Origin of the sequence: Blastococcus sp. MG754426 (assembly GCF_021699055.1) — a bacterium.
In the GTDB taxonomy this organism is placed as follows: domain Bacteria; phylum Actinomycetota; class Actinomycetes; order Mycobacteriales; family Geodermatophilaceae; genus Blastococcus.
Genome location: NZ_SSXC01000047.1, coordinates 1 through 18,062, shown reverse-complemented (window position 1 = coordinate 18,062; position 18,062 = coordinate 1). Strand labels below are relative to the sequence as shown.

Here is an 18,062-nt window from a genome sequence, read left to right as displayed (position 1 = left end):
CGGGGCGGGGCGGGCCGCACCACCCGCTCAGACGAAGGCGCTCACCCCGGTCAGGGCCCGGCCGACGATCAGCTGGTTGATCTCGCGGGTCCCCTCGTAGGAGTAGAGCGCCTCGGCGTCGTTGAAGTACCGGACGACGTCCTGCTCGAGCAGGATGCCGTTGCCCCCGAGCAGCTCCCGGGCCCACGCCACCGTCTGCCGCGCCTGGCTGGTGACGTAGCTCTTCGCCAGCGCGGCGTGGTCGTCGCGGAAGACGCCCTCCTCCTGCAGCTGGGCGACCCGCACCGCCATCCCCAGGCTCGCGGTGACGTTCCCCGCCATGCGCGCCAGCAGGTCCTGGACCAGCTGGAACCCGGCGATCGGCCGGCCGAACTGCTCCCGCTGCTTCGCGTAGGCCAGCGCCGTCTCGAAGGCGCCCATCTGGCACCCGACGGCGCTCCACGCGACGCCGCCGCGGGTCAGCTTCAGCACCCGGTTGACGTCCTTGAACGTGTTGCCGCCCTCGAGCTTGTTCTCCGCCGGGACCCGGCAGCCCTCGAAGGTGATGTCGGCGTTCTGCACGGTGCGCAGGGCGTACTTGCCCTCCATCTTGGTGGCGCTGAAGCCCGGGGTCCCCTTCTCCACGACGAAGGTCTTCACCGAGTCGTCGGCGACGTCGCGGGCGAAGACGACGACGAGGTCGGCGAAGGTGCCGTTGCCGATCCAGCGCTTGGCGCCGTCGAGCACCCACTCGTCGCCGTCCCGGCGCGCGGTCGTCTCCAGGCCGAGCGCGACGTCGGAGCCACCGTGCGGCTCGGTCAGCGCGAAGCAGCCGATCTTCTCCAGCGCCAGCATGCCCGGCAGCCAGCGGGCCTTCTGCTCCTCGGAGCCGAGGGTGACGATCGAGCCCATCGCCAGGCCGTTGTGCACGCCGAGGAAGGTGGCCATCGACGGGTCGACGCGGGCGGTCTCCAGCGCGATGAACCCGGTGAACAGCCGGGAGGCCCGCGGCGAGCCCTCCGTGTCGTAGCTGCGGCCGACGAGCCCGGCCTCGGCGAAGCGCGGCACGAGCTCCATCGGGAAGGTCGCCGCCGCCCAGTGCTCGTTGACCCCCGGGCGGACCTCCTCCCGCAGGAAGCTGCGGATGCCGGCGAGCTCCTCGCGCTCGTCGTCGGCCAGCAGCGACTCGTAGGCGTAGAGGTCGCCGGGGATGAGGTCGTCGGTCATGCGGGTGTCCTCTCGTCGGTGGCGCCCGGCCTCCTACCCGCCGGGTGCGCGCCGCAACTCGACCGCCGCCGCGGGCAACGGCCTGGTCTCCGCCCGGTGCAGGGCGTGCTCCGTGAGGCCCCGCGGCCCGGCCGCCCGGAGCACCCCGGCCAGCACCCGCTCGACGGTGTCCGGGCCCATCACGGAGCAGCCGACGAGGATCCGCCCGCCGGTGGCGAGCACCCGGTCGACGACGTCCCACTCCGCACCCGGCGGCGTCCAGAAGGCCCGGACGTCGAAGGAGACGACGACGTCGAACCCGCGCTCCGGCAGCTCCACCTCGACCAGCGGGCCACCGTGGACGGTGACGCGGCCGGCGTCGACCGCCGCCCGGTTGCGCGCGGTCGCCGCCGCGACCATCGCCGGCGACCGGTCGACCGCGACGACGTGCCCGCCCGGCAGCCGCGCGGCGAGGAGGGCGACCAGCACGCCGTGGCCGCAGCCGACCTCGAGCACCCGCTCCCCCGGCGCCGGGTCGACCAGGCCCGCCGCCCAGGTCAGCCGCTCCGACGCCCGCACGCCGGCCGCCTCAGCTCAGCATCCGGGTGCCCGGCGGCAGCACCCCACCCGCGAGCAGCTCCGCCGTCGCGTCCTGCAGGGCGGTGAGGGCGGCGCGCTGCGCGAAGGGGCCGGTGGAGACGCGCGCGACGCCCAGCCGTTCCAGCTCCGCGACCGGCGGGGTGGCGCCGGGGACGGCCAGCACGCTCAGCCGCCCCCGCCCCAGGGCCCCGACCAGCGCGGCGATATCGCCGGCCGCGACCACCCCGGGCACGAAGACCGCGGCCGCGCCGGCGGCCAGGAAGGCGCGGCCCCGGTCCGCCGCCTCCTCCAGCAGCGCCGCCCGGTCGGCGTCCACGGGCGCGAGCAGGACGACGTCGGTGCGCGCGTTGAGGACGAAGTCGATGCCGGCGGCGCGGCCGGCGTCGAGCACCTCCCCCACGGCGGCCACCGCCTCGTCGAGCGGCCGCAGGGCGTCCTCGAGGTTGCCGCCGACGGCGCCGGCCGCGATCACCCGCGCCGCCGTCCCGCCCGGGTCGCCGTAGCCCGCCTCCATGTCGACGGAGACCGGTAGCTCCACGGCGGCGGCGATCCGCCGCACCACGTCCAGGTGCAGCTCCAGCGGGATGCGCTCGCCGTCCTCGTACCCCAGCGACGCGGCGATGGCGTGGCTGGCCGTGGCCAGCGCACCGGTCCCCGCGGTGCCGGCGACGACGCGGGCGGAGGTCACGTCCCAGACGTTGGCCAGGACGAGGATGCGGGGATCGGTCTGCAGCCGCAGCAGGGTGCGGGCGCGGGAGGCCAGGTCGGGCATGCGGGCAACCTAGGGCGCGCGCGGAGCCGTTGACCAGCCACCCTGGCGGGAACCGGTAAGGCCAGGCTAACCTGCGTGGGTCGCCCGGGCGCCAGCGCCGGGGCAGCCCCCGCCGTCTCCCGTTAGGCGTCCGCTCCATGTACGTGTGCCACTGCACCGTGGTCACCGACCGCGACGTCCTCGAGGCGATCGCCAACGGGGCGCGCTGCGTCGCCGACGTCGCCCGGGCCACCGGCGCCGGGCGCACCTGCGGCAACTGCGTGACCTCCCTGCGCGAGCTGGTGTGCCAGCATTGCCCGGTGCGAGCCGGGGGCACCACCGAGCACCCGGCCGAGCGAGAGCTGGGAGTGGCCGGTGCAGCCCGTTAGCCCCCGCGTCGTCGAACTGCTGAACGACGCGCTGACCTTCGAACTGACGGTCACCAACACGTACTTCCTGAACGCCCGCATGCTCGACGCGTGGGGCCTGCCCAAGCTCGGCAAGGTCTTCTACGACCTCTCCATCGACGAGATGCGCGACGCCGACGCCCTCATCCAGCGCGTCCTGCTCTTCGACGGCCACCCCAACCTGCAGCGTCTCGGGGCGATCCGGGTGGGTGAGACGGCCGAGGAGATGCTCGTGCTGGCCCTCGACAGCGAGAAGGCCGCCGTCGCCCAGTTCAACGCCTCCGCGAAGGAGTGCCACGACCTGGGTGACCACGGCACCGCGTCGGTGTTCGAGGAGATGGTCCTCGACGAGGAGAAGCACGCGGACTGGTTCGAGGCGCAGCTGGCCGCCATCGAGCGCGTCGGCTCCCCGCAGTACCTGGCCGCGCAGATCGCCACCGAGACGCCCTGACGCGAGGAGGGCCCCTCCCGTCGGGAGGGGCCCTCGTCGCGCTCCCGGGCTCAGCCGGCCAGCAGCTCCCGCAGCCGCTCGAGCTGCAGGGTGGCGGCGCGCAGGCCGATCCCGGTGTAGAACACGTCGTCCTCCACCTGGAAGGCCCGTCCGTCCTGGACCGCCGTGAGCATCGGCCACAGCGGTCCGGCGACGACGGAAGCCTCGCCCGAGTCGGCGACCGGCCCGTAGGACGAGTACAGGATCACGTCGGCGTCGGCCCGGCTGATCTCCTCGGGGCTCAGCTCGGCGAAGGTGGGGCGGCCCGCCGGCAGCTCGACCTGCTCCAGGCCGATGTCGCCGAGCACCGTGCCGATGAACGAGTCGGGCTGGTAGGCCCGGATGGTGCCGCCGACGAAGCGGATCGGGCTGATCGTCGTACCGGTCCCGATCTCCTGCCCGAGCTGGGCGGCCTGCTCCTCGTAGTCCGCGATGAGCTCGGCTGCCTCCTCCTCCCTGCCCAGCGCCTCGGCGTCGAGGAGGAGGTTCTCCTTCCACGTGTCGCCGACGTCGGCGGCGAAGACCGTGGGGGCGATCTGCGACAGCTGGTCGTAGATGTCCTCGTGGCGCACGGAGTTGGACAGGATGAGGTCCGGCTCGAGCGCCGCGATCTCCTCCAGGTTCGGCTCGGCGATCGTGCCGACCACCTCGACGCCCTCGGCGTCCTCGGCGAGGTAGCTGAGGAAGGTCTCGGAGACGTCGGTGGTCACCGCACCCACGGGGGTGACGCCGAGCGAGAGCGCCGAGTCCAGCTCACCGGTGTCCAGGACGACGACCCGCTCGGGCTCGGCCGGGATCTCGGTCGTGCCCATGGCGTGCTCGACCGTGCGCGGAAAGGCGGCGTCCCCCGTCACGGTCCCGCCCGACGCCCCGTCGTCGGGCTCGTCCCCACCGCCGCACGCGGCCAGGGTCAGGGCGGCCGCCACCGCGAGGGCGGTCGCGCGCGAGAGGCGCATCGTCATGGTTCTCCTCCGTGCTGGAGCGCACCCCCGGGGAGGGGCGTGCGTCTGGATCGGCCGGCGTCCGTGTGCAAGACTGCCGGAAGCCAGGGAAGGCTAGCCTAACTAGGGAGCCGGCCCACACGCACCGACCCGGGAGTGGCCGTGACCGTCCAGACCGCGCAGATCCCCGCCTACCGCACCTTCCCGGTGCGCGTCGCGCGGGTGCAGCGGCTGAGCCCGAGCTTCCTGCGGGTCACGTTCACCGGGCCGGAGATGGACGACCTGACGTCCAACGGCCGCGACCAGCGCATCAAGGTCATGCTGCCCCTGCCGGGGCGCGGCATCCTGGACTGCCCGGCCGGCGAGGACTGGTACGGCGCGTGGCGCACCCTGCCCGCCGAGCGCCGCATGCCGATCCGCACCTACACCGTCCGCGCGCTGCGCCCCGAGCAGCGCGAGGTCGACGTCGACTTCGTCCTGCACGGCGCGACCGGCCCGGCCTCGGCGTGGGCCGAGCAGGCCGGCCCCGGTGACGAGGTGGTCCTGGTCGCCCCGAACGCCCGCTTCCCCGGGGAGACCGGCGGCTACGAGTGGCACCCGCCGGCCGACGCCTCCTGCCTGCTGATCGCCGGCGACGAGACCGCGGTGCCGGCCGTCTGCGCGATCGTCGAGGGCCTGCCGGCCGGCCGCCGCGCCAAGGTCCTGCTCGAGGTGCCGACGGCCGGCGACGCGCTGAACGTCGCCGCCCCGGCGGGGGTGGAGATCACCTGGCTGCCCCGCTGGCCCGCCGACGGCGCACCCGCCGCGCCGCGGGGGCGGCTGCTCACCGAGGCCGTGCTCGCGGCGGTGCGCGAGCTGGGCGACCTCGTCTCCCCCTCCCCCGCGGTCGACCTGGCCGACGTGGACGTCGACGCCGGCATCCTCTGGGAGGTGCCCGCCGAGGACACCGTGGCCGCGGGCTCCTCCGGCGTCTACGCCTGGCTCGCCGGCGAGGCCGGCGTGGTCAAGGGCCTGCGCCGGCACCTGGTCCAGGAGGTGGGCGTCGACCGCCGGTCGGTGGCCTTCATGGGCTACTGGCGCGAGGGCCGCGACTCCGACTGACACCCTTCCGGTTGACACCATGACACCAGCCGGTGTCACATGAGCTCGTGCCTGGTTACGACGTGGTCGCCACCGACGGGCTGAGCGTCATCGGGACCGTCGGCTTCTTCGTGCCGGCGGCCGTGCTGGTGGCGCTGGTCGCCGGCGCCGTCGTCCGCGACCGCCGGATCACCGCGCGGGAGGCGGCGGCCGAGGCCGACCGCCGGGGCGCGACGCGGGAGGAGCTCGCCGAGGGCGACGCCCCGGACCGCTAGCCCCCGAGCTCGCCCAGCGCCGCCTCGACGGCGCCGGCCACCTCGGCGGCCATCTCGGTGCGGAACGCGGCCAGCACCGCCTGCGCCGCGACCGGCTGGAGACGCGTGACGGTGGCCAGGATGGCGTCCAGCTGCGCGGGCGGCGCCCCGGCCTCGACGAAGCCCCGCCACACGGTGTCGACGAACATCTGCACGTAGGTGCGGCTGATCGCCCGCACGTGCTCGTTGACCTGCGCCTGGGCCGCGATGAGCGCCGCCGACGGCACGCCGAGACCGACCACCTGCAGCCCGGCCACCAGCAGCGCCGGGTCGAGCACCCGCAGCCGCTCCCCGCCCAGCCGCTCCACGATGCCGAGCTCCACCAGCTGGTCGACCAGCGCGGGGCCGATCTGCACGCCCGTCCGGGCGGCGAGCTCGGGGCCGGTGGTCTCCTCCGGCTCCGGCGGGAGCCACGGCGTGAGCAGCGCCCGGTGCAGCGCGAGGGTGGCCGAGCTCGCCGCCGGCGGGGCGCTGGCGAGGGTCCGCTCGATCATCGCCAGCGAGTACCCCTCGGCGAGCATCTCCCGGACCAGCAGCAGCCGGGCGACGTGCCCGCGGCCGTAGTAGCCCGTGCGGCCCACCATGCGCGGCGGCGGCAGGAGGCCCCGGGCGGCGTACGCGCGCACGTTCCGGACCGTCAGCCCGACGCGGGCGGCGAGCTCGTCGACCGTCAGCTCCTGCTCGTCCTCACCGGCCGGCCCGGGTGGGGCTTGGCTCACGGCTGCTCCTCTCCGTCGTCCGCACACGGTATGCGACCCGTTCCATGTAGCACTTGTCGATGTAACCGTTACTCGTGTTACATAGGCACATGCCTGGGAGGGACACCGTGCTGATCGCCGCCGAGACGCGTCCGGCAGGAGGTGCCGCCCTGGGCGAGGTCGCCCTCGCCACGGGCATCGGCGCGCTCCTGACCGCCGTGCTGCTGGCCCTGGTCCTCGCGCACCGCACCCGGCGGTCGACCCTGCTCGTGCGGGTGGGCGACCGGCTGGGCCGCGCCACGGGCGCACCGGGCTGGGTCGCCCTGCCGACGGTCCTCACCACGGCGTCGTTGCTCACCGCCCTGCTCGGCATGCTGTGGGACATCGCCCTGCACATCGGCGTGGGCCGTGACGAGGGTCCGCTGGCGAACCCGGCCCACTACCTCATCCTCTTCGGCCTGTTCGGTGTCTTCGCCGGCGGTGTGCTGGCCTGCGCCATGCCGCTGGACGAGCGGCCCGGCCCGGCGGCGGTGCGCTTCGTCCGCGGCTGGGACGTCCCGGTCGGCGGCATCCTGCTCACGGCCGCGGGCTTCTACGCGCTGCTCGGGTTCCCCCTGGACGACGTGTGGCACCGGATGTTCGGCCAGGACGTGACCCTCTGGGGCCCCACCCACCTGATGCTGATCGGCGGCGCCGGCCTGTCGATCGTCGGGCTGCTGGTCCTCGAGCAGGAGGGGCACGGCAGGCGCTCCACCGACGGCGGTGACCGGGCGGGCACCGTCCGCTTCCTCCGGCAGGCCTCGGCCATGGGTGGGCTGCTGCTGGGCATGTCGGTGTTCCAGGGCGAGTACGACTTCGACGTGCCACAGTTCCGGCTGGTGCTGGAGCCGTTCATGATCGCCGGCGCCGCCGGCGTCGCGCTGGTCGCCGCCCGCATGTTCATGGGCCGCGGCGGCGCGCTCGCCGCGACGGTGTTCTTCCTGGTCGTGCGCGGCTCCATCGCGCTGGTCGTGGGCCCGGGCCTCGGCGAGATCACCCCCACGTTCCCGCTCTACCTCGGCTCGGCGATCGCGGTCGAGCTCCTGGCGCTCGCGCTGCCGCCGGCGCGGAGGCCGCTGCTGTTCGGCGCCGTGGCCGGGGTGGCGATCGGCACGGTCGGCCATGCCACGGAGGCGGGCTGGACCCACCTCGTCCAGGAGCTCAGCTGGGGCAGCGACATCCTGGTCGAGGGCACGCTCATGGCGCTCGCCGGCGGCATCGCCGGGGCGCTGCTGGGTGCCCTGCTGGCCACCGGGCTGCGCCGCCGGCTGCCGCGCCCCGCCGTCGCCCGCGGCGTGCTGCTGGCCTGCCTGGCGGTGCTCGCGGGCGCCGTCGCCAACGGCCTGGTCGCCACCGTCCCCGACGACGTGGAGGCGACCTTCACCATCGACGAGGTCACCACGGGGCCGCGCACCGCCGACATCGGGGTGCGGCTGGACCCGGCGGACTTCCCGGACGACCCCGCGTGGCTGCAGATCACCGCCTGGCAGGGCCAGGGCCTGGTCGTGACGCCGCTGGAGCGGGTCGGCGAGGGCGAGTACCGGACGACCGAGCCGGTGCCGCTGCACGGCACGTGGAAGACGCTGCTGCGCGTGCACGACGGGCGGGTGCTCACCGCGTTCCCCATCTACCTGCCGCAGGACGACGCGATCCCCGCCGGCGAGATCCCCGCCGAGGACGGCATGACCCGCAGCGCGATCCCCGAGATCGACATCCTGCAGCGGGAGCTGCAGGACAGCGGCGGCGGCCTGTGGCTGGTGTCCAACCTCGTGGTGCTCGCCTGCACGCTGGCGCTCGTGGCCGCCATCGCCTGGGGCGTGGCCCGCCACGCCCGCCGCGGCCCCGCCGGGGAGCCGTCCGCCGACGCCCCGGCGGGCCGCCCCCGGCAGCGCACGGCGGCGTCCGGGGCGCGCCGGTGAGCCCGCGCCGCACGGCCGCCGCCGTCCTGCTGCTGGCGCTCCCGCTCGCCGGCTGCGCCGGCACGGCCGCCCCCGCCGTGGAGGCGGCCGCTCCTGCGGCAGCCGACTCCCCCGCCGCCGGCAGCACCACGCCGACCGACCCCGCACCGACGGAGGCCGCCGGCCGGCGCATCGAGGTGGCGTACGCGGACGGCCGGGTCACCGGCGACACCGGCCGGGTGCCGGTGCCGCTGGGTGAGCCGGTGACCGTCGTCGTCACCTCCGACGTCGCCGACGAGGCGCACCTGCACGGGTACGACGAGCTGGCCAACCTGGTGCCGGGGCAGCCGGCGGAGCTCGCGTTCGACGCCACGATCCCCGGGGTCTTCGAGCTGGAGCTGCACGACGCCGGGACGGTGCTGCTGACGCTGCAGGTCGGGTGAGCGTCCTCGCGCACGGCGTCGGCTCGCGCACGGACCTGCCGATCCCGATCGGCTTCGCACTCTACGGCGCGGGAGCGGCCATCCTGGTCAGCTTCGCCGTCCTGCTGCTGTTCTGGCGCACGCCCCGGCTGGGCGGTCCCGGGTCGGGGCGCCCGCTGCCGGCCGGCGTGCAGCGGGTCGTCGACGCCGCGCCGCTGCGGCGGGGGCTCCAGGCGGGCGCGCTGGCCGTCGCCGCCCTCCTCGTCGCCGTCGCGTTCCTGGGGCCCCGGGAGACCGCGCGCAACCTCGCCCCGTGGGTGCTGTACGTGACCTTCTGGGTGGGGCTGGTGCCGGCGAGCCTGCTGCTCGGCCCGGTCTGGCGGGTGGCGAACCCGCTGCGGCTGCTGCACCGGCTGCTGCGGCCGGTGGCGCCGGACGCGCCGGGTGCCGCCCGGCTGCCCGCGCTCGGTCTCTGGCCCGCGGCGGCGTCGCTGCTCGCCTTCGTCTGGCTCGAACTGGTCTTCCCGGGCCGCGCCGAGCCGGTGACCGTCGCGGTGTTCCTGCTGGTGCACTCGGTGGTGCACGTGGCGCTGTCGCTGTGGTTCGGCGAGGGCTGGTTCGCCCGCGGTGACGGGTTCGAGGCCTACTCCACGCTGATCGCCCGGCTCTCCCCGTGGGGGCGGCGGGACGACGGCCGCCTGGTGCTGCGCAACCCGCTGGCCGGCGCGCTCGCCACCCCCGCCGAGCCCGGGCTGACCGCGCTGGTGGTGGTGCTGCTGGGCTCCACCGCCTTCGACGGGCTCTCGCGCACGGTGTGGTGGCAGACCGGCCCGGGCGCGGCGGACGACATCCTGTCGGGCACGGTCGGCCTGCTGGCGTCGATCGGCGTGGTCGCCGCCCTGTACGCGCTGGGCACGCGGCTGTCCGGGCGGCTGGCGGGGCAGGCCCCGGGCGTGCAGCCGGGCCGGTACGCGGCCACGGTCATCCCGATCGCGCTGGGCTACACCGTGGCCCACTACTTCAGCCTGCTGCTCCTCGACGGGCAGCACACCTGGATCCTGGTGAGCAACCCGTTCGGCGTCGCCGGCGTCGACCTGTTCGGCACGTACGGCAACCGGGTCGACCTGACCGCGGTCGGCTCCGACGCGATCGCGCTGGTGCAGGTGGGGGCGATCATCGCCGGCCACGTCGTCGGCGTGGCGCTGGCGCACGAGCGGGCACTCCGCTCGGCGCGCCACGCCCGGGCCTCCGACCAGCTCCCGCTGGTGGTGGTGATGGTCCTGTTCACCCTCGGCGGGCTGGGCCTGCTGTTCGGCTTCTGAGCGGGTCACCCGAACGGGCGCATCCGGCCCGGCGACCTCCAGCACGGGCCCCGGGCTGCCGATGGCCCCGGTGCCGGACCGATGTCCGGACCGGGCCACCGGTCCCCGGGCCGACGAGTGCGAGAGGACCGCCCCGTGATCGCTGTGAGCTGCCGCAACGGTGAGCACTTCGCCGTCGACCCCGACCTGATCGAGCGGGTCGAGCGCGACCCCGACACGGTCGTGCACCTGGTCGACGGCACCCACTACGTCGTCGAGACGGCCTTCGAGGAGGTCCTGCACTCGATCGCCGCCCACCGCGCGGGGGCGCTGGTCGCCCGGGCGCGGCTCACCGACGGGTACGCCGCGACGCCGACGGCCGCCCGGCTCGCCCGGCTCGCCCAGCGGCACGGCACGGGACGGGCGCGCGAGACCGAGCTGGGCGCCGTCCCGAGCTGACGCCGCTCAGCCGCGGTCGAGCCGCAGCACCGCCAAGGTGCGCGCGGCCATCTCCGCCTCGCCGAGCGCGTTGGGGTGCACGATCACCGGGTTGAGGCCCTGCAGGACCGGCTCGATCCACCGGACGCCGATCGGCTGGCAGGCGTCGTGGCCGTCGGAGACGCGGCTGAGGTCGACGAAGGTGACGCCGGACAGGGACGCCGCCCGCCGCACCACGTCGTTCAGCGTCGCCTGGAGGTCGCGCAGGTAGGGGATGTCGCCCTCGGCGATGGTCATGCGGTCGAAGCACCCACCGCTGGCCGGCACGATCCAGGGGTAGCCGAGGATCGCGACGCGGGCGTTCGGTGCCGCTGTCCGCACGGCCCGGAGCGCCTCCACCAGCGCCGGGAACGTCGTGCTGCGCACGGTGTCGGTGAACGAGCTGCCGTACCGGTCCTTGCACGGGCTGCCCTGGCCGAGCGTGGCGAGGCCGGCGCTGCTGCAGGCGAGCACCGAGTTGATGAAGACGCCGCTGTCGTTGCCGCCGATGGTCATGGTGACCAGCTGGGTGTCGCGGCTCAGCGCCGCCAGCTGCGGGGCCACGCCCGGGTGCTGCTCGGTGAAGAAGTCGGCGGTCTCGGCGCCGCCGCAGGTGACGTCGGTGAGCCGGGCGCCGATCGCCGCGGCGATGACGTGCGGGTAGTTGCGGGTCGAGCGGAGGCACTGCGGCGGCGCGGTGAGGTCCGGCGGCAGGACGCCGGAGGCCGCGCTGTAGGAGTCACCGAGGGCGACGTAGCGCACCGGGGCCGGCGCGGCCTGGGCCGACGGCGCGACGACGACGCCGGTGAGGACCGCGACGGCGGCCAGGATGCAGGTGGCGAGACGGCGCACGTCTCCTCCAGATCGGGTGGGGGCGGTGTGCGCGGATCAACGCGCCAGCCGGTCACCGGTTACGCAGGTCACACAGGTAGCGGCGGCGGCGTGTCGCCCGGCGGGCACGGGCTACCGTCGAGCCCATGGCTCCGGGACGCGTGGTCCAGGCGCTCGTCGCCGTCGTGATCGTCGCCCTCGCGGGCTCGGTGCTCGTCCGCAACAGCCCGGGCAACCGGCTGGCCCACGCCGTCCTGCACTTCGAGTGCTTCCTGTCCCCGTCCGCCGAGCCGGGCGGCACCGTGGCCCTCGGCGACTCGATCACCGCCGGGAGCCACGTCGACGCGCTGGCCATCGGGGTCGACGACTCGTACGCCGACGTGCTCGCCTGCCGCGAGGACTCCCCTGTCACCTACGGCGGCAACTTCGGGGTCGGCGGGGAGCGGAGCGACGAGATCCTCGCCCGGGTGCCCGACGCGCTCCAGCCGCGCCCGGCCACGGTGCTCGTGCTCGCCGGCACCAACGACGTCCGCCAGGGGCGCGCCGAGGGGACGATCGGCACGCTGACGCAGATCGCCGAGGAGGTCGAGGCGGGCGGGGCGACCCCCGTCTTCGCCACCCTGCCTCCCAGCGACGAGTTCCCCGGGGAGACCGCGGCCCTCAACGAGCGGCTGCGCGCGTGGGCGGACGAGCGCGGCGTGGCACTGCTGGACTTCTGGACGCCGCTGGCCGACCCGGACGGCACCTTCGCCGACGGGATGAGCGACGACGGCACCCACCCCTCGGCCGAGGGCACGCAGGTGCTGGCCGACGTCGTCTCCGACGCGCTGGGCTGAGCGGGCGCGTCAGCCGCGCCGGCGCCACCAGGGCCGGGAGTGGCAGCGGCAGAAGTCGGCCAGCTCGAGGCAGTCGTCGCAGGTCATGCGTCCAGGGTGGACCGAGCCGACCCGGAACCGCCCCACCCCGGGGGGCGGCCCTCACCCGATGGGGCTGGGTGCCGGTGAGGTGGGCGGCGCTCCCCCGCCGGCGCCGGACGGTGCGAGGGACTGGGCGCCGAGGACCGTGAGCACCTGGAGCTTGTCGTAGCTCTCGGTGCCGGGGGCGGCGGTGTAGACCAGCAGGCGGTGGGCCTGGTGCGGGTCGACGAGCGTCTGGCAGTTGAGCTCCAGCCGGCCGACCTCGGGGTGCTGGTAGCGCTTCACCTCGTCGAGGTGGATGCCGACCTCGTGGACCGCCCACAGCGAGCGGAACTCCTCGCTGCGCGCCAGCAGCAGGTCGGCCAGGTGGGCCGCGCGGGACCCGGGCCCCCGCAGCGTGACCAGCGCGCGGAGCCCGGCGGCGTACGTGCGCGACATGTGCGCGTGGTCCTCCGGCACGTGCAGCGCGCGGGCCGCCGGGTCGGTGAACCAGCGGTACCCGCGGCTGCGGGCCGGCCCGGTGTAGCGCATCGCGTCGCCGACGAGGGCGATGCCGGGCGGGGTCTGCCGCAGGGTCTCGCCGACCTCGGTGACGATCTCGGCGGGGGTGTCGCCGAGCCGGTCGAAGATCCGCAGCAGGCCGGGGCTGATGTGCTCGCTGTTCTCCCCGCGCGGCGGCGGTTGGTGCCCGGCCAGCCGGTGCAGGTGGTCGCGCTCGTCCAGCGACAGGTGCAGCCCCTGCGCGATGGCGGCGATCATCTGCGCCGAGGGGTGCGGGCCCCGCTCCCGCTCCAGCCGGGTGTAGTAGTCGGTCGACATGTGGCACAGGGCCGCGACCTCCTCGCGGCGCAGCCCGGCGGTGCGGCGCCGCGGCCCCCGGGGCAGCCCGACGTCCTCGGGCTGCAGCGACTCCCTCCGGCGGCGGAGGAACGCCGCCAGCCCGGCTCGATCGATCACCACGGACGTCCTCTCGTGCACCGACGCCGGCCCATCGGCCGGCACAGCCCTGTCTACCGGCGCGGGCCCGCCGCAGCCACGGCCTGCCGATCCCCCTCTCGCCGTCCGGACGGGGGGATCGGCAGGCCCTGCCACGCGGTGCCGGGACCGGCGACCGTGGTGACACGGCACGATCAGCGCGTCCACGAACCCAGGAGTCCCGCGATGGCCCGCACGACCGACATCACCGTCCCCGACCTGTCGGGGAAGCGCGCAGTGCTCACCGGCGGCAGCGACGGCATCGGCCTGGTGCTCGCCCGCCGCCTGGCGGCAGCCGGCGCCGACCTCGTCCTACCGGTGCGCGACCTCGGCAAGGGCCAGGCAGCGGCCGCGGAGATCCGGGCCCGGGTGCCGCGGGCGAGCGTCACCCTGCACGAGCTCGACCTGGCGTCGCTGGACTCGGTCGCCGACTTCGCCGGCGCGCTGGCCGACGAGGGCCGGCCGATCGACGTCCTGGTGAACAACGCCGGCGTCATGAGCCCGCCGGAGCGCCGGACGACGGCCGACGGGTTCGAGCTGCAGTTCGGCACCAACCACCTCGGCCACGTCGCCCTCGTCGCCCGGCTGCTGCCGCTGCTGCGGGCCGGCAGGGCACGCGTGACCACGCAGCTGAGCGTGGCCGCGAACCGCAACGCGGTGCACTGGGACGACCTGCAGTGGGACCGCTCCTACGACCCGTTCCGCGCCTACAGCTCGTCGAAGATCGCCGTCGGCCTGTTCGCGTTGGAGCTCGACCGGCGCAGCGAGGCCTCCGGCTGGGGCGTCACGAGCAACATCGCGCACCCCGGCATCGCCCCGACGAGCCTGCTCGCGCCCCGGCCGGAGATCGGCCGGGCCGAGGAGTCACGCGAGATCCGGGTGATCCGCCGCCTGTCGCGGTGGGGCATCGCGGGGACACCGGAGACCGCGGCGCTGCCCGCCCTGCTGGCCGCGACGTCGCCGGACGCCGGTGGGGGCCGGTTCTACGGGCCACGCCGGTTCCGGCACATGAGCGGAGCGCCGGCCGAGCAGGCGGTGTACCGGAGCCTGCGCAGCACCGAGGACGCGCGGCGCATCTGGCGGCTGTCGGAGCAGCTGGCGGGGGTGTCGTTCCCGGCCGGCTCCGGGTCGGACCGCGCTCACCGCCTGCCGGCCTGAGGTCCCGACCTGCACGATCGGCGCCTCAGTCGTCGGCACCGGGCTCTTCGTCGGGACGTCGAGGTCCGACTCGCCAGCGCGACGGACGCCGGAGACGACCGAGGCCGCTGCCCCGGCAGAGCAGCGGCCTCGGTCGATCGGGTGGAGCTGAGGGGACTCGAACCCCTGACCCCCACACTGCCAGGCCGTCATGATCGCGTTCGCGGACGTTCGCTCATGTCCGAAAGGGCCCGTTGAGCAGGAGGTTCACCGCTTCACCGGACGACGGCGAATGAGGGCGAACCAAGATCAGGAGAGGACAACTGCAACCAGAACTGCAACCGCGGCGACCGGTCCGAGCTGCGTCCCACGCGCTGGTGACTGTCGCCACCGACGCGCGTCATGTGACGTTCCGGCGTCGGTCGCGGGTCGCGAATTATCGGAATCGGCGTCCTCAGCGATCGGTGGCGGCTGGAGCGCCACCATCGCCGCCCAGCATGGAGCCACCGCCAGGGAGCTAATGCACCACCTCGGCACGCCTCCCGCCGCAGCCTTGCAGTACCAGCGTGCCGGGCAGAAGCGATGCCGCTCCGCCGCCTCCATGAGCGTGGCGGCGAGGCAATCGGAAGGCACCGCGCCGTCCTGATCCGGCGTTGACCAGCGGGGCACCGCTTGGCAACACCACCCTTCCAAGCTGATTACGTGGGTTCGATTCTCGTAACCCGCCCCAAACGCTGGCCAGGTCGGACGTCCATAACCATGGCCCGTCTGTGCCCGGTCGTACGGACCTGGCGACACAACGGTCGTCTTGGCTCACCACGACTCAGTCGGTGTTGCGCCTGCCGGAGGGCGGCGGAGATCAGATCGCCAGCGTCCCGAAGGCCTACCGCGATGCCCTCGAAGCGGTGGCCGCCGCGTTGAACGCAGCAGTGTTACGCCGGCGAGCCGGGCGACTCGGCTGTCAGCCCTCCTCCCTAGAGTCGCCCACGTGGCCGACTTGGTGCTCCAGGCAAGCAACGACCTCGTGGCGCGGCTTGCCCACGAAGCAGACCCGGTCCGGGCCGTCGTCGAGTTGGTTTGGAACGCCATCGACGCGGAGTCGTCGGTCGTGATCGTCCGTCTGGAGCGTGACGGCACCACGGACGCCATCACGGCGGTGCACGTCCAGGACGACGGCCACGGAATCAGCTCGGACGAGGTGGAGGCCACATTCGGACGGATCGGTGACTCGTGGAAGAGGCTCAGTCGGCGGTCGAAAAACGACATGCGTCGGCTCCATGGGAGTCGCGGCGAGGGCCGGCTCCGCGCCTTCGCGCTCGGGTCACGCGTGGCGTGGAGCAGCCGCAGCGTCAACACGGCCGGCGTCTTGCAAAACGTCGAGATCACCGGCAGCCGCAGCAACCGGCACGTGTTCCGATGGACAGCCGATCCCGCGGGCCAGGCTACGACCGGCACGACGGTGACCGTCCACAACGATGAGCAGCGGAGCCTCGCGGCACTGGAGAACGACGCCGCGCTCCCCGCCCTTCGGTCACACTTCGCACCGATCCTGCTCCACGACGCTGGCCTCACCATCACGTACGACGGGGCTTCCCTTGACCCGTCCCAGGAGATCGTCGACGACACCGAGCTGACCGTCCCGTTCGGGGACGGCAGCAGAGGCGGCGAGCTGTCCGTTCGCGTCATCGAGTGGCGCAGCGGCAAGCACCGAGCCATCTACTACGGCCCCGATGCCCACCACTTCCCGTTCGAGGAACCCGGCCGCGACGTAGAAGGCCAGTACCCGTTCTCGGCCTACGTCACGTGGGACGGCCTCGACCACGACGCCGTCGCCGTCCTGGGGCTTGGGGACATGGCACCCGAGCCGATCAATCACCTATGGCGGTCGTCCCGTCGCGCCATCCGCGAGCACTTCGCCAGGCGCCTCCGGGAGCGTCGGCGCGAGCAGGTCGACAAGTGGAAGGAGACCGGGGTCTACCCCTACCAGGGGGAGCCGACGACCGAACCTGAGCGAGCTGAGCGGGCAGTCTTCGATGTGGTGTCCGGCGCGCTGGTCCCGCACATCTCGAAGCGGAACAGCGACGCCCGGCTGACCCTCGCCCTCCTGAGAGACGCGATTCGGCATGACCCCGACAAGCTCACGACGATTCTGCACGAGGTGGTGTCGCTCAGCGAAGCCGATCGGGACACCCTGACCCGCCTGCTCAGCGAGACGACGCTGAGCGCGATCATCCGGTCCGCCAACCTCGTCGCCAGCCGGCACAAGTTTCTGGCGGGACTGGAGCACCTGCTGTTCGATCCGACCGACTCCCCCGAGGTCGGCGAGCGCGACCACTTGCACCGGATCCTCGAGCACGAGCTGTGGGTGTTCGGCGAGGCGTACCACCTGATGAGCAGTGAGCGTGGCCTGACACAGCTTCTCCGCACCCACCTGAAGCTCGAGGGCCTGCCGACGAAGAATGCCACCCCTGTGAAGCGCTGGGACGGCAAGAGCGGTCGCGTCGACCTCCACCTCGCCGCGAAGTACCAAGAACACGACCGGGTCCGACACCTGGTGGTGGAGCTGAAAGCACCCGACGTCACGATTGGTCGGCATGAGTTGGATCAAGTCGAGGACTACGGCAACGCCATCTTTTTCGGGCCCCAGTTCAGCAGCAGCACCGCACACTGGGACCTCATCCTCGTTGGCACGGCGCTCGACGACGTCGCCGAGAACCGGATCTTCAAAGAGGACTTCGAGCTCGGAAAATTCTGGGAGCCGACGCCCAAGGCTGGCCGACCCCGCGTGACCGCCTACGTCCGACGGTGGCGTGACTTGATCGACGAGAACCGCCGGCGGCTGGACTTTGTGACGCGCACCTTAGAACACGACCCTTCTATCTCCGAAGGGCTCGGGTATGTGCGCGAACAGTACGCGGACTTCCTTCCGCAGGTGAACTCGTGACCGATTATGGCGCATTGCGACACTATTGCGGTGTCGTTATGGGTCCAGTCTTTCGCGGCTCACGTAGGCAGGCTCGGACGTGGCGAGAGCTATACACGGGCTGCTGACATCTTCGCCTGTCCCGCTGGGACCACAGCTGGTCAATCTCTGGCCGCAACGCGGTCTCGCCAGTAGCTGGCCGCATTTTGACCAAGGCGCATCGCTTCGAACTCGGCGGTGCGCTTTGCTAGCGCGCTGACGGGATCCGACGCTGAAACGTAGGACTCGAGACCCAGTTGGAGTGCAGTGCCACTCTGGAACTCGGAGTAATCGCGAACTGACTCGACGACCGTGAAACTAGCAGGGTTGCCGTGCACGAGGGCGTTCCGCACGCGGCGGCGCCGCGCCTCCAGGACCATTTGCTCGGCCGTGTACTCCTCGATGAGAGCGGCGTAGGAGTCCTGGCTTCTCACGCTCTGGAACATCCGCGCGATCCACGCCCGCTCGGACTCGATTCGACACAGGGAGAGCAGGTCTTCAGCTCGATCGGCGACGAAGAGAACCCAGGGTCGCTTCCTGTCCCGCCCCGGGTCTGATGGAGGCTCTCAATCCACGTGAGGATGAGAGTCATGGCGGCACCGAGGAAGTACCCCGACGAGCTGCGGGAGCGGGCGAC

19 protein-coding genes are annotated in these 18,062 nt (G+C 73.5%); 11 read left to right on the top strand and 8 right to left on the bottom strand.

Annotated elements, in window-relative coordinates; translation table 11 throughout:
* Nucleotides 1-27 precede the first annotated feature (27 nt).
* The 3 genes from E9549_RS15035 to E9549_RS15025 are packed head-to-tail and all read right to left on the bottom strand — an operon-like array spanning nt 28 to nt 2,557.
* Nucleotides 28-1,206 (bottom strand): acyl-CoA dehydrogenase family protein, encoded by a 1,179-nt coding sequence (locus E9549_RS15035; protein ID WP_236827356.1) that lies wholly within the window; start codon nt 1,204-1,206, stop codon nt 28-30.
* Nucleotides 1,207-1,239: 33 nt separating this feature from the next.
* The gene (locus E9549_RS15030) at nt 1,240-1,764 is read right to left on the bottom strand and encodes a trans-aconitate 2-methyltransferase (RefSeq protein ID WP_236827355.1); all 525 of its coding nucleotides are present in this window, start codon (nt 1,762-1,764) and stop codon (nt 1,240-1,242) included.
* 10 nt (nt 1,765-1,774) lie between these two features.
* On the bottom strand, nt 1,775-2,557 hold the full coding sequence (locus tag E9549_RS15025; protein WP_236827354.1) for an isocitrate lyase/phosphoenolpyruvate mutase family protein: 783 nt from the start codon (nt 2,555-2,557) through the stop codon (nt 1,775-1,777).
* Nucleotides 2,558-2,700: 143 nt separating this feature from the next.
* Here E9549_RS15025 and E9549_RS15020 point away from each other — a divergent pair, with 143 nt between their 5' ends.
* On the top strand, nt 2,701-2,925 hold the full coding sequence (locus E9549_RS15020; protein WP_236827353.1) for a bacterioferritin-associated ferredoxin: 225 nt from the start codon (nt 2,701-2,703) through the stop codon (nt 2,923-2,925).
* A complete protein-coding gene (gene bfr / locus E9549_RS15015; protein ID WP_236827352.1) occupies nt 2,912-3,394 on the top strand; it encodes a bacterioferritin in 483 nt (160 codons plus the stop codon). The genes E9549_RS15020 and bfr overlap by 14 nt, the downstream gene beginning before the upstream one ends.
* A 50-nt stretch (nt 3,395-3,444) precedes the next feature.
* Here bfr and E9549_RS15010 read toward each other — a convergent pair whose 3' ends face one another.
* Nucleotides 3,445-4,395, bottom strand: a complete 951-nt coding sequence (locus tag E9549_RS15010) for an ABC transporter substrate-binding protein (RefSeq protein WP_236827351.1) — start codon at nt 4,393-4,395, stop codon at nt 3,445-3,447.
* A gap of 141 nt (nt 4,396-4,536) precedes the next feature.
* Between E9549_RS15010 and E9549_RS24235 the strand changes: the two genes are divergently transcribed.
* Together E9549_RS24235 and E9549_RS15000 are read left to right on the top strand one after the other, a co-directional pair.
* The gene (locus E9549_RS24235) at nt 4,537-5,475 is read left to right on the top strand and encodes a siderophore-interacting protein (protein WP_236827350.1); all 939 of its coding nucleotides are present in this window, start codon (nt 4,537-4,539) and stop codon (nt 5,473-5,475) included.
* Nucleotides 5,476-5,522: 47 nt separating this feature from the next.
* A complete protein-coding gene (locus E9549_RS15000) occupies nt 5,523-5,729 on the top strand; it encodes a hypothetical protein (RefSeq protein ID WP_236827349.1) in 207 nt (68 codons plus the stop codon).
* Here the strand turns inward: E9549_RS15000 and E9549_RS14995 are convergent.
* Nucleotides 5,726-6,487 carry a MerR family transcriptional regulator gene (locus E9549_RS14995; protein WP_236827348.1) on the bottom strand — a complete coding sequence of 254 codons (762 nt, stop codon included), beginning with the start codon at nt 6,485-6,487 and terminating at the stop codon, nt 5,726-5,728. The two genes, E9549_RS15000 and E9549_RS14995, sit on opposite strands and share 4 nt — an antisense overlap.
* A gap of 89 nt (nt 6,488-6,576) precedes the next feature.
* Here E9549_RS14995 and E9549_RS14990 point away from each other — a divergent pair, with 89 nt between their 5' ends.
* The 4 genes from E9549_RS14990 to E9549_RS14975 all read left to right on the top strand — a co-directional run bounded on the left by E9549_RS14990 (nt 6,577) and on the right by E9549_RS14975 (nt 10,585).
* Nucleotides 6,577-8,424 (top strand): hypothetical protein, encoded by a 1,848-nt coding sequence (locus tag E9549_RS14990; RefSeq protein ID WP_236827347.1) that lies wholly within the window; start codon nt 6,577-6,579, stop codon nt 8,422-8,424.
* Nucleotides 8,421-8,846 carry a hypothetical protein gene (locus tag E9549_RS14985; protein WP_236827346.1) on the top strand — a complete coding sequence of 142 codons (426 nt, stop codon included), beginning with the start codon at nt 8,421-8,423 and terminating at the stop codon, nt 8,844-8,846. The genes E9549_RS14990 and E9549_RS14985 overlap by 4 nt, the downstream gene beginning before the upstream one ends.
* On the top strand, nt 8,843-10,147 hold the full coding sequence (locus tag E9549_RS14980; protein ID WP_236827345.1) for a hypothetical protein: 1,305 nt from the start codon (nt 8,843-8,845) through the stop codon (nt 10,145-10,147). Before E9549_RS14985 ends, E9549_RS14980 begins: the two co-directional genes overlap by 4 nt.
* Nucleotides 10,148-10,282: 135 nt before the next feature.
* Nucleotides 10,283-10,585 carry a flagellar FlbD family protein gene (locus E9549_RS14975; protein ID WP_236827344.1) on the top strand — a complete coding sequence of 101 codons (303 nt, stop codon included), beginning with the start codon at nt 10,283-10,285 and terminating at the stop codon, nt 10,583-10,585.
* Between the two features lie 6 nt (nt 10,586-10,591).
* Here the strand turns inward: E9549_RS14975 and E9549_RS14970 are convergent, their stop codons facing one another.
* On the bottom strand, nt 10,592-11,455 hold the full coding sequence (locus E9549_RS14970; protein WP_236827343.1) for an SGNH/GDSL hydrolase family protein: 864 nt from the start codon (nt 11,453-11,455) through the stop codon (nt 10,592-10,594).
* 125 nt (nt 11,456-11,580) lie between these two features.
* Between E9549_RS14970 and E9549_RS14965 the strand changes: the two genes are divergently transcribed.
* A complete protein-coding gene (locus E9549_RS14965) occupies nt 11,581-12,270 on the top strand; it encodes a GDSL-type esterase/lipase family protein (protein WP_236827342.1) in 690 nt (229 codons plus the stop codon).
* Nucleotides 12,271-12,411: 141 nt separating this feature from the next.
* Here the strand turns inward: E9549_RS14965 and E9549_RS14960 are convergent, their stop codons facing one another.
* Entirely contained in the window at nt 12,412-13,308 is an 897-nt protein-coding gene (locus E9549_RS14960) for a helix-turn-helix transcriptional regulator (RefSeq protein ID WP_236827341.1), read from the bottom strand.
* A 204-nt stretch (nt 13,309-13,512) separates the two neighbouring features.
* Here E9549_RS14960 and E9549_RS14955 point away from each other — a divergent pair, with 204 nt between their 5' ends.
* Nucleotides 13,513-14,484 carry an SDR family oxidoreductase gene (locus E9549_RS14955; protein ID WP_236827340.1) on the top strand — a complete coding sequence of 324 codons (972 nt, stop codon included), beginning with the start codon at nt 13,513-13,515 and terminating at the stop codon, nt 14,482-14,484.
* A 967-nt stretch (nt 14,485-15,451) separates the two neighbouring features.
* On the top strand, nt 15,452-17,407 hold the full coding sequence (locus tag E9549_RS14950; protein ID WP_236827339.1) for an ATP-binding protein: 1,956 nt from the start codon (nt 15,452-15,454) through the stop codon (nt 17,405-17,407).
* A gap of 140 nt (nt 17,408-17,547) precedes the next feature.
* Here E9549_RS14950 and E9549_RS14945 read toward each other — a convergent pair whose 3' ends face one another.
* On the bottom strand, nt 17,548-17,871 hold the full coding sequence (locus E9549_RS14945; protein WP_236827338.1) for a hypothetical protein: 324 nt from the start codon (nt 17,869-17,871) through the stop codon (nt 17,548-17,550).
* Between the last annotated feature and the right edge of the window lie 191 nt (nt 17,872-18,062).

Bases quoted from the DNA above. Each gene is read 5' to 3' on its own strand.
- E9549_RS15035 (WP_236827356.1), bottom strand. From the start codon at position 1,206: ATGACCGACGACCTCATCCCCGGCGACCTCTACGCCTACGAGTCGCTG.
- E9549_RS15025 (WP_236827354.1), bottom strand. From the start codon at position 2,557: ATGCCCGACCTGGCCTCCCGCGCCCGCACCCTGCTGCGGCTGCAGACC.
- E9549_RS15010 (WP_236827351.1), bottom strand. From the start codon at position 4,395: ATGACGATGCGCCTCTCGCGCGCGACCGCCCTCGCGGTGGCGGCCGCC.
- E9549_RS14990 (WP_236827347.1), top strand. From the start codon at position 6,577: ATGCCTGGGAGGGACACCGTGCTGATCGCCGCCGAGACGCGTCCGGCA.
- E9549_RS14965 (WP_236827342.1), top strand. From the start codon at position 11,581: ATGGCTCCGGGACGCGTGGTCCAGGCGCTCGTCGCCGTCGTGATCGTC.
- E9549_RS14955 (WP_236827340.1), top strand. From the start codon at position 13,513: ATGGCCCGCACGACCGACATCACCGTCCCCGACCTGTCGGGGAAGCGC.
- E9549_RS14945 (WP_236827338.1), bottom strand. From the start codon at position 17,871: ATGTTCCAGAGCGTGAGAAGCCAGGACTCCTACGCCGCTCTCATCGAG.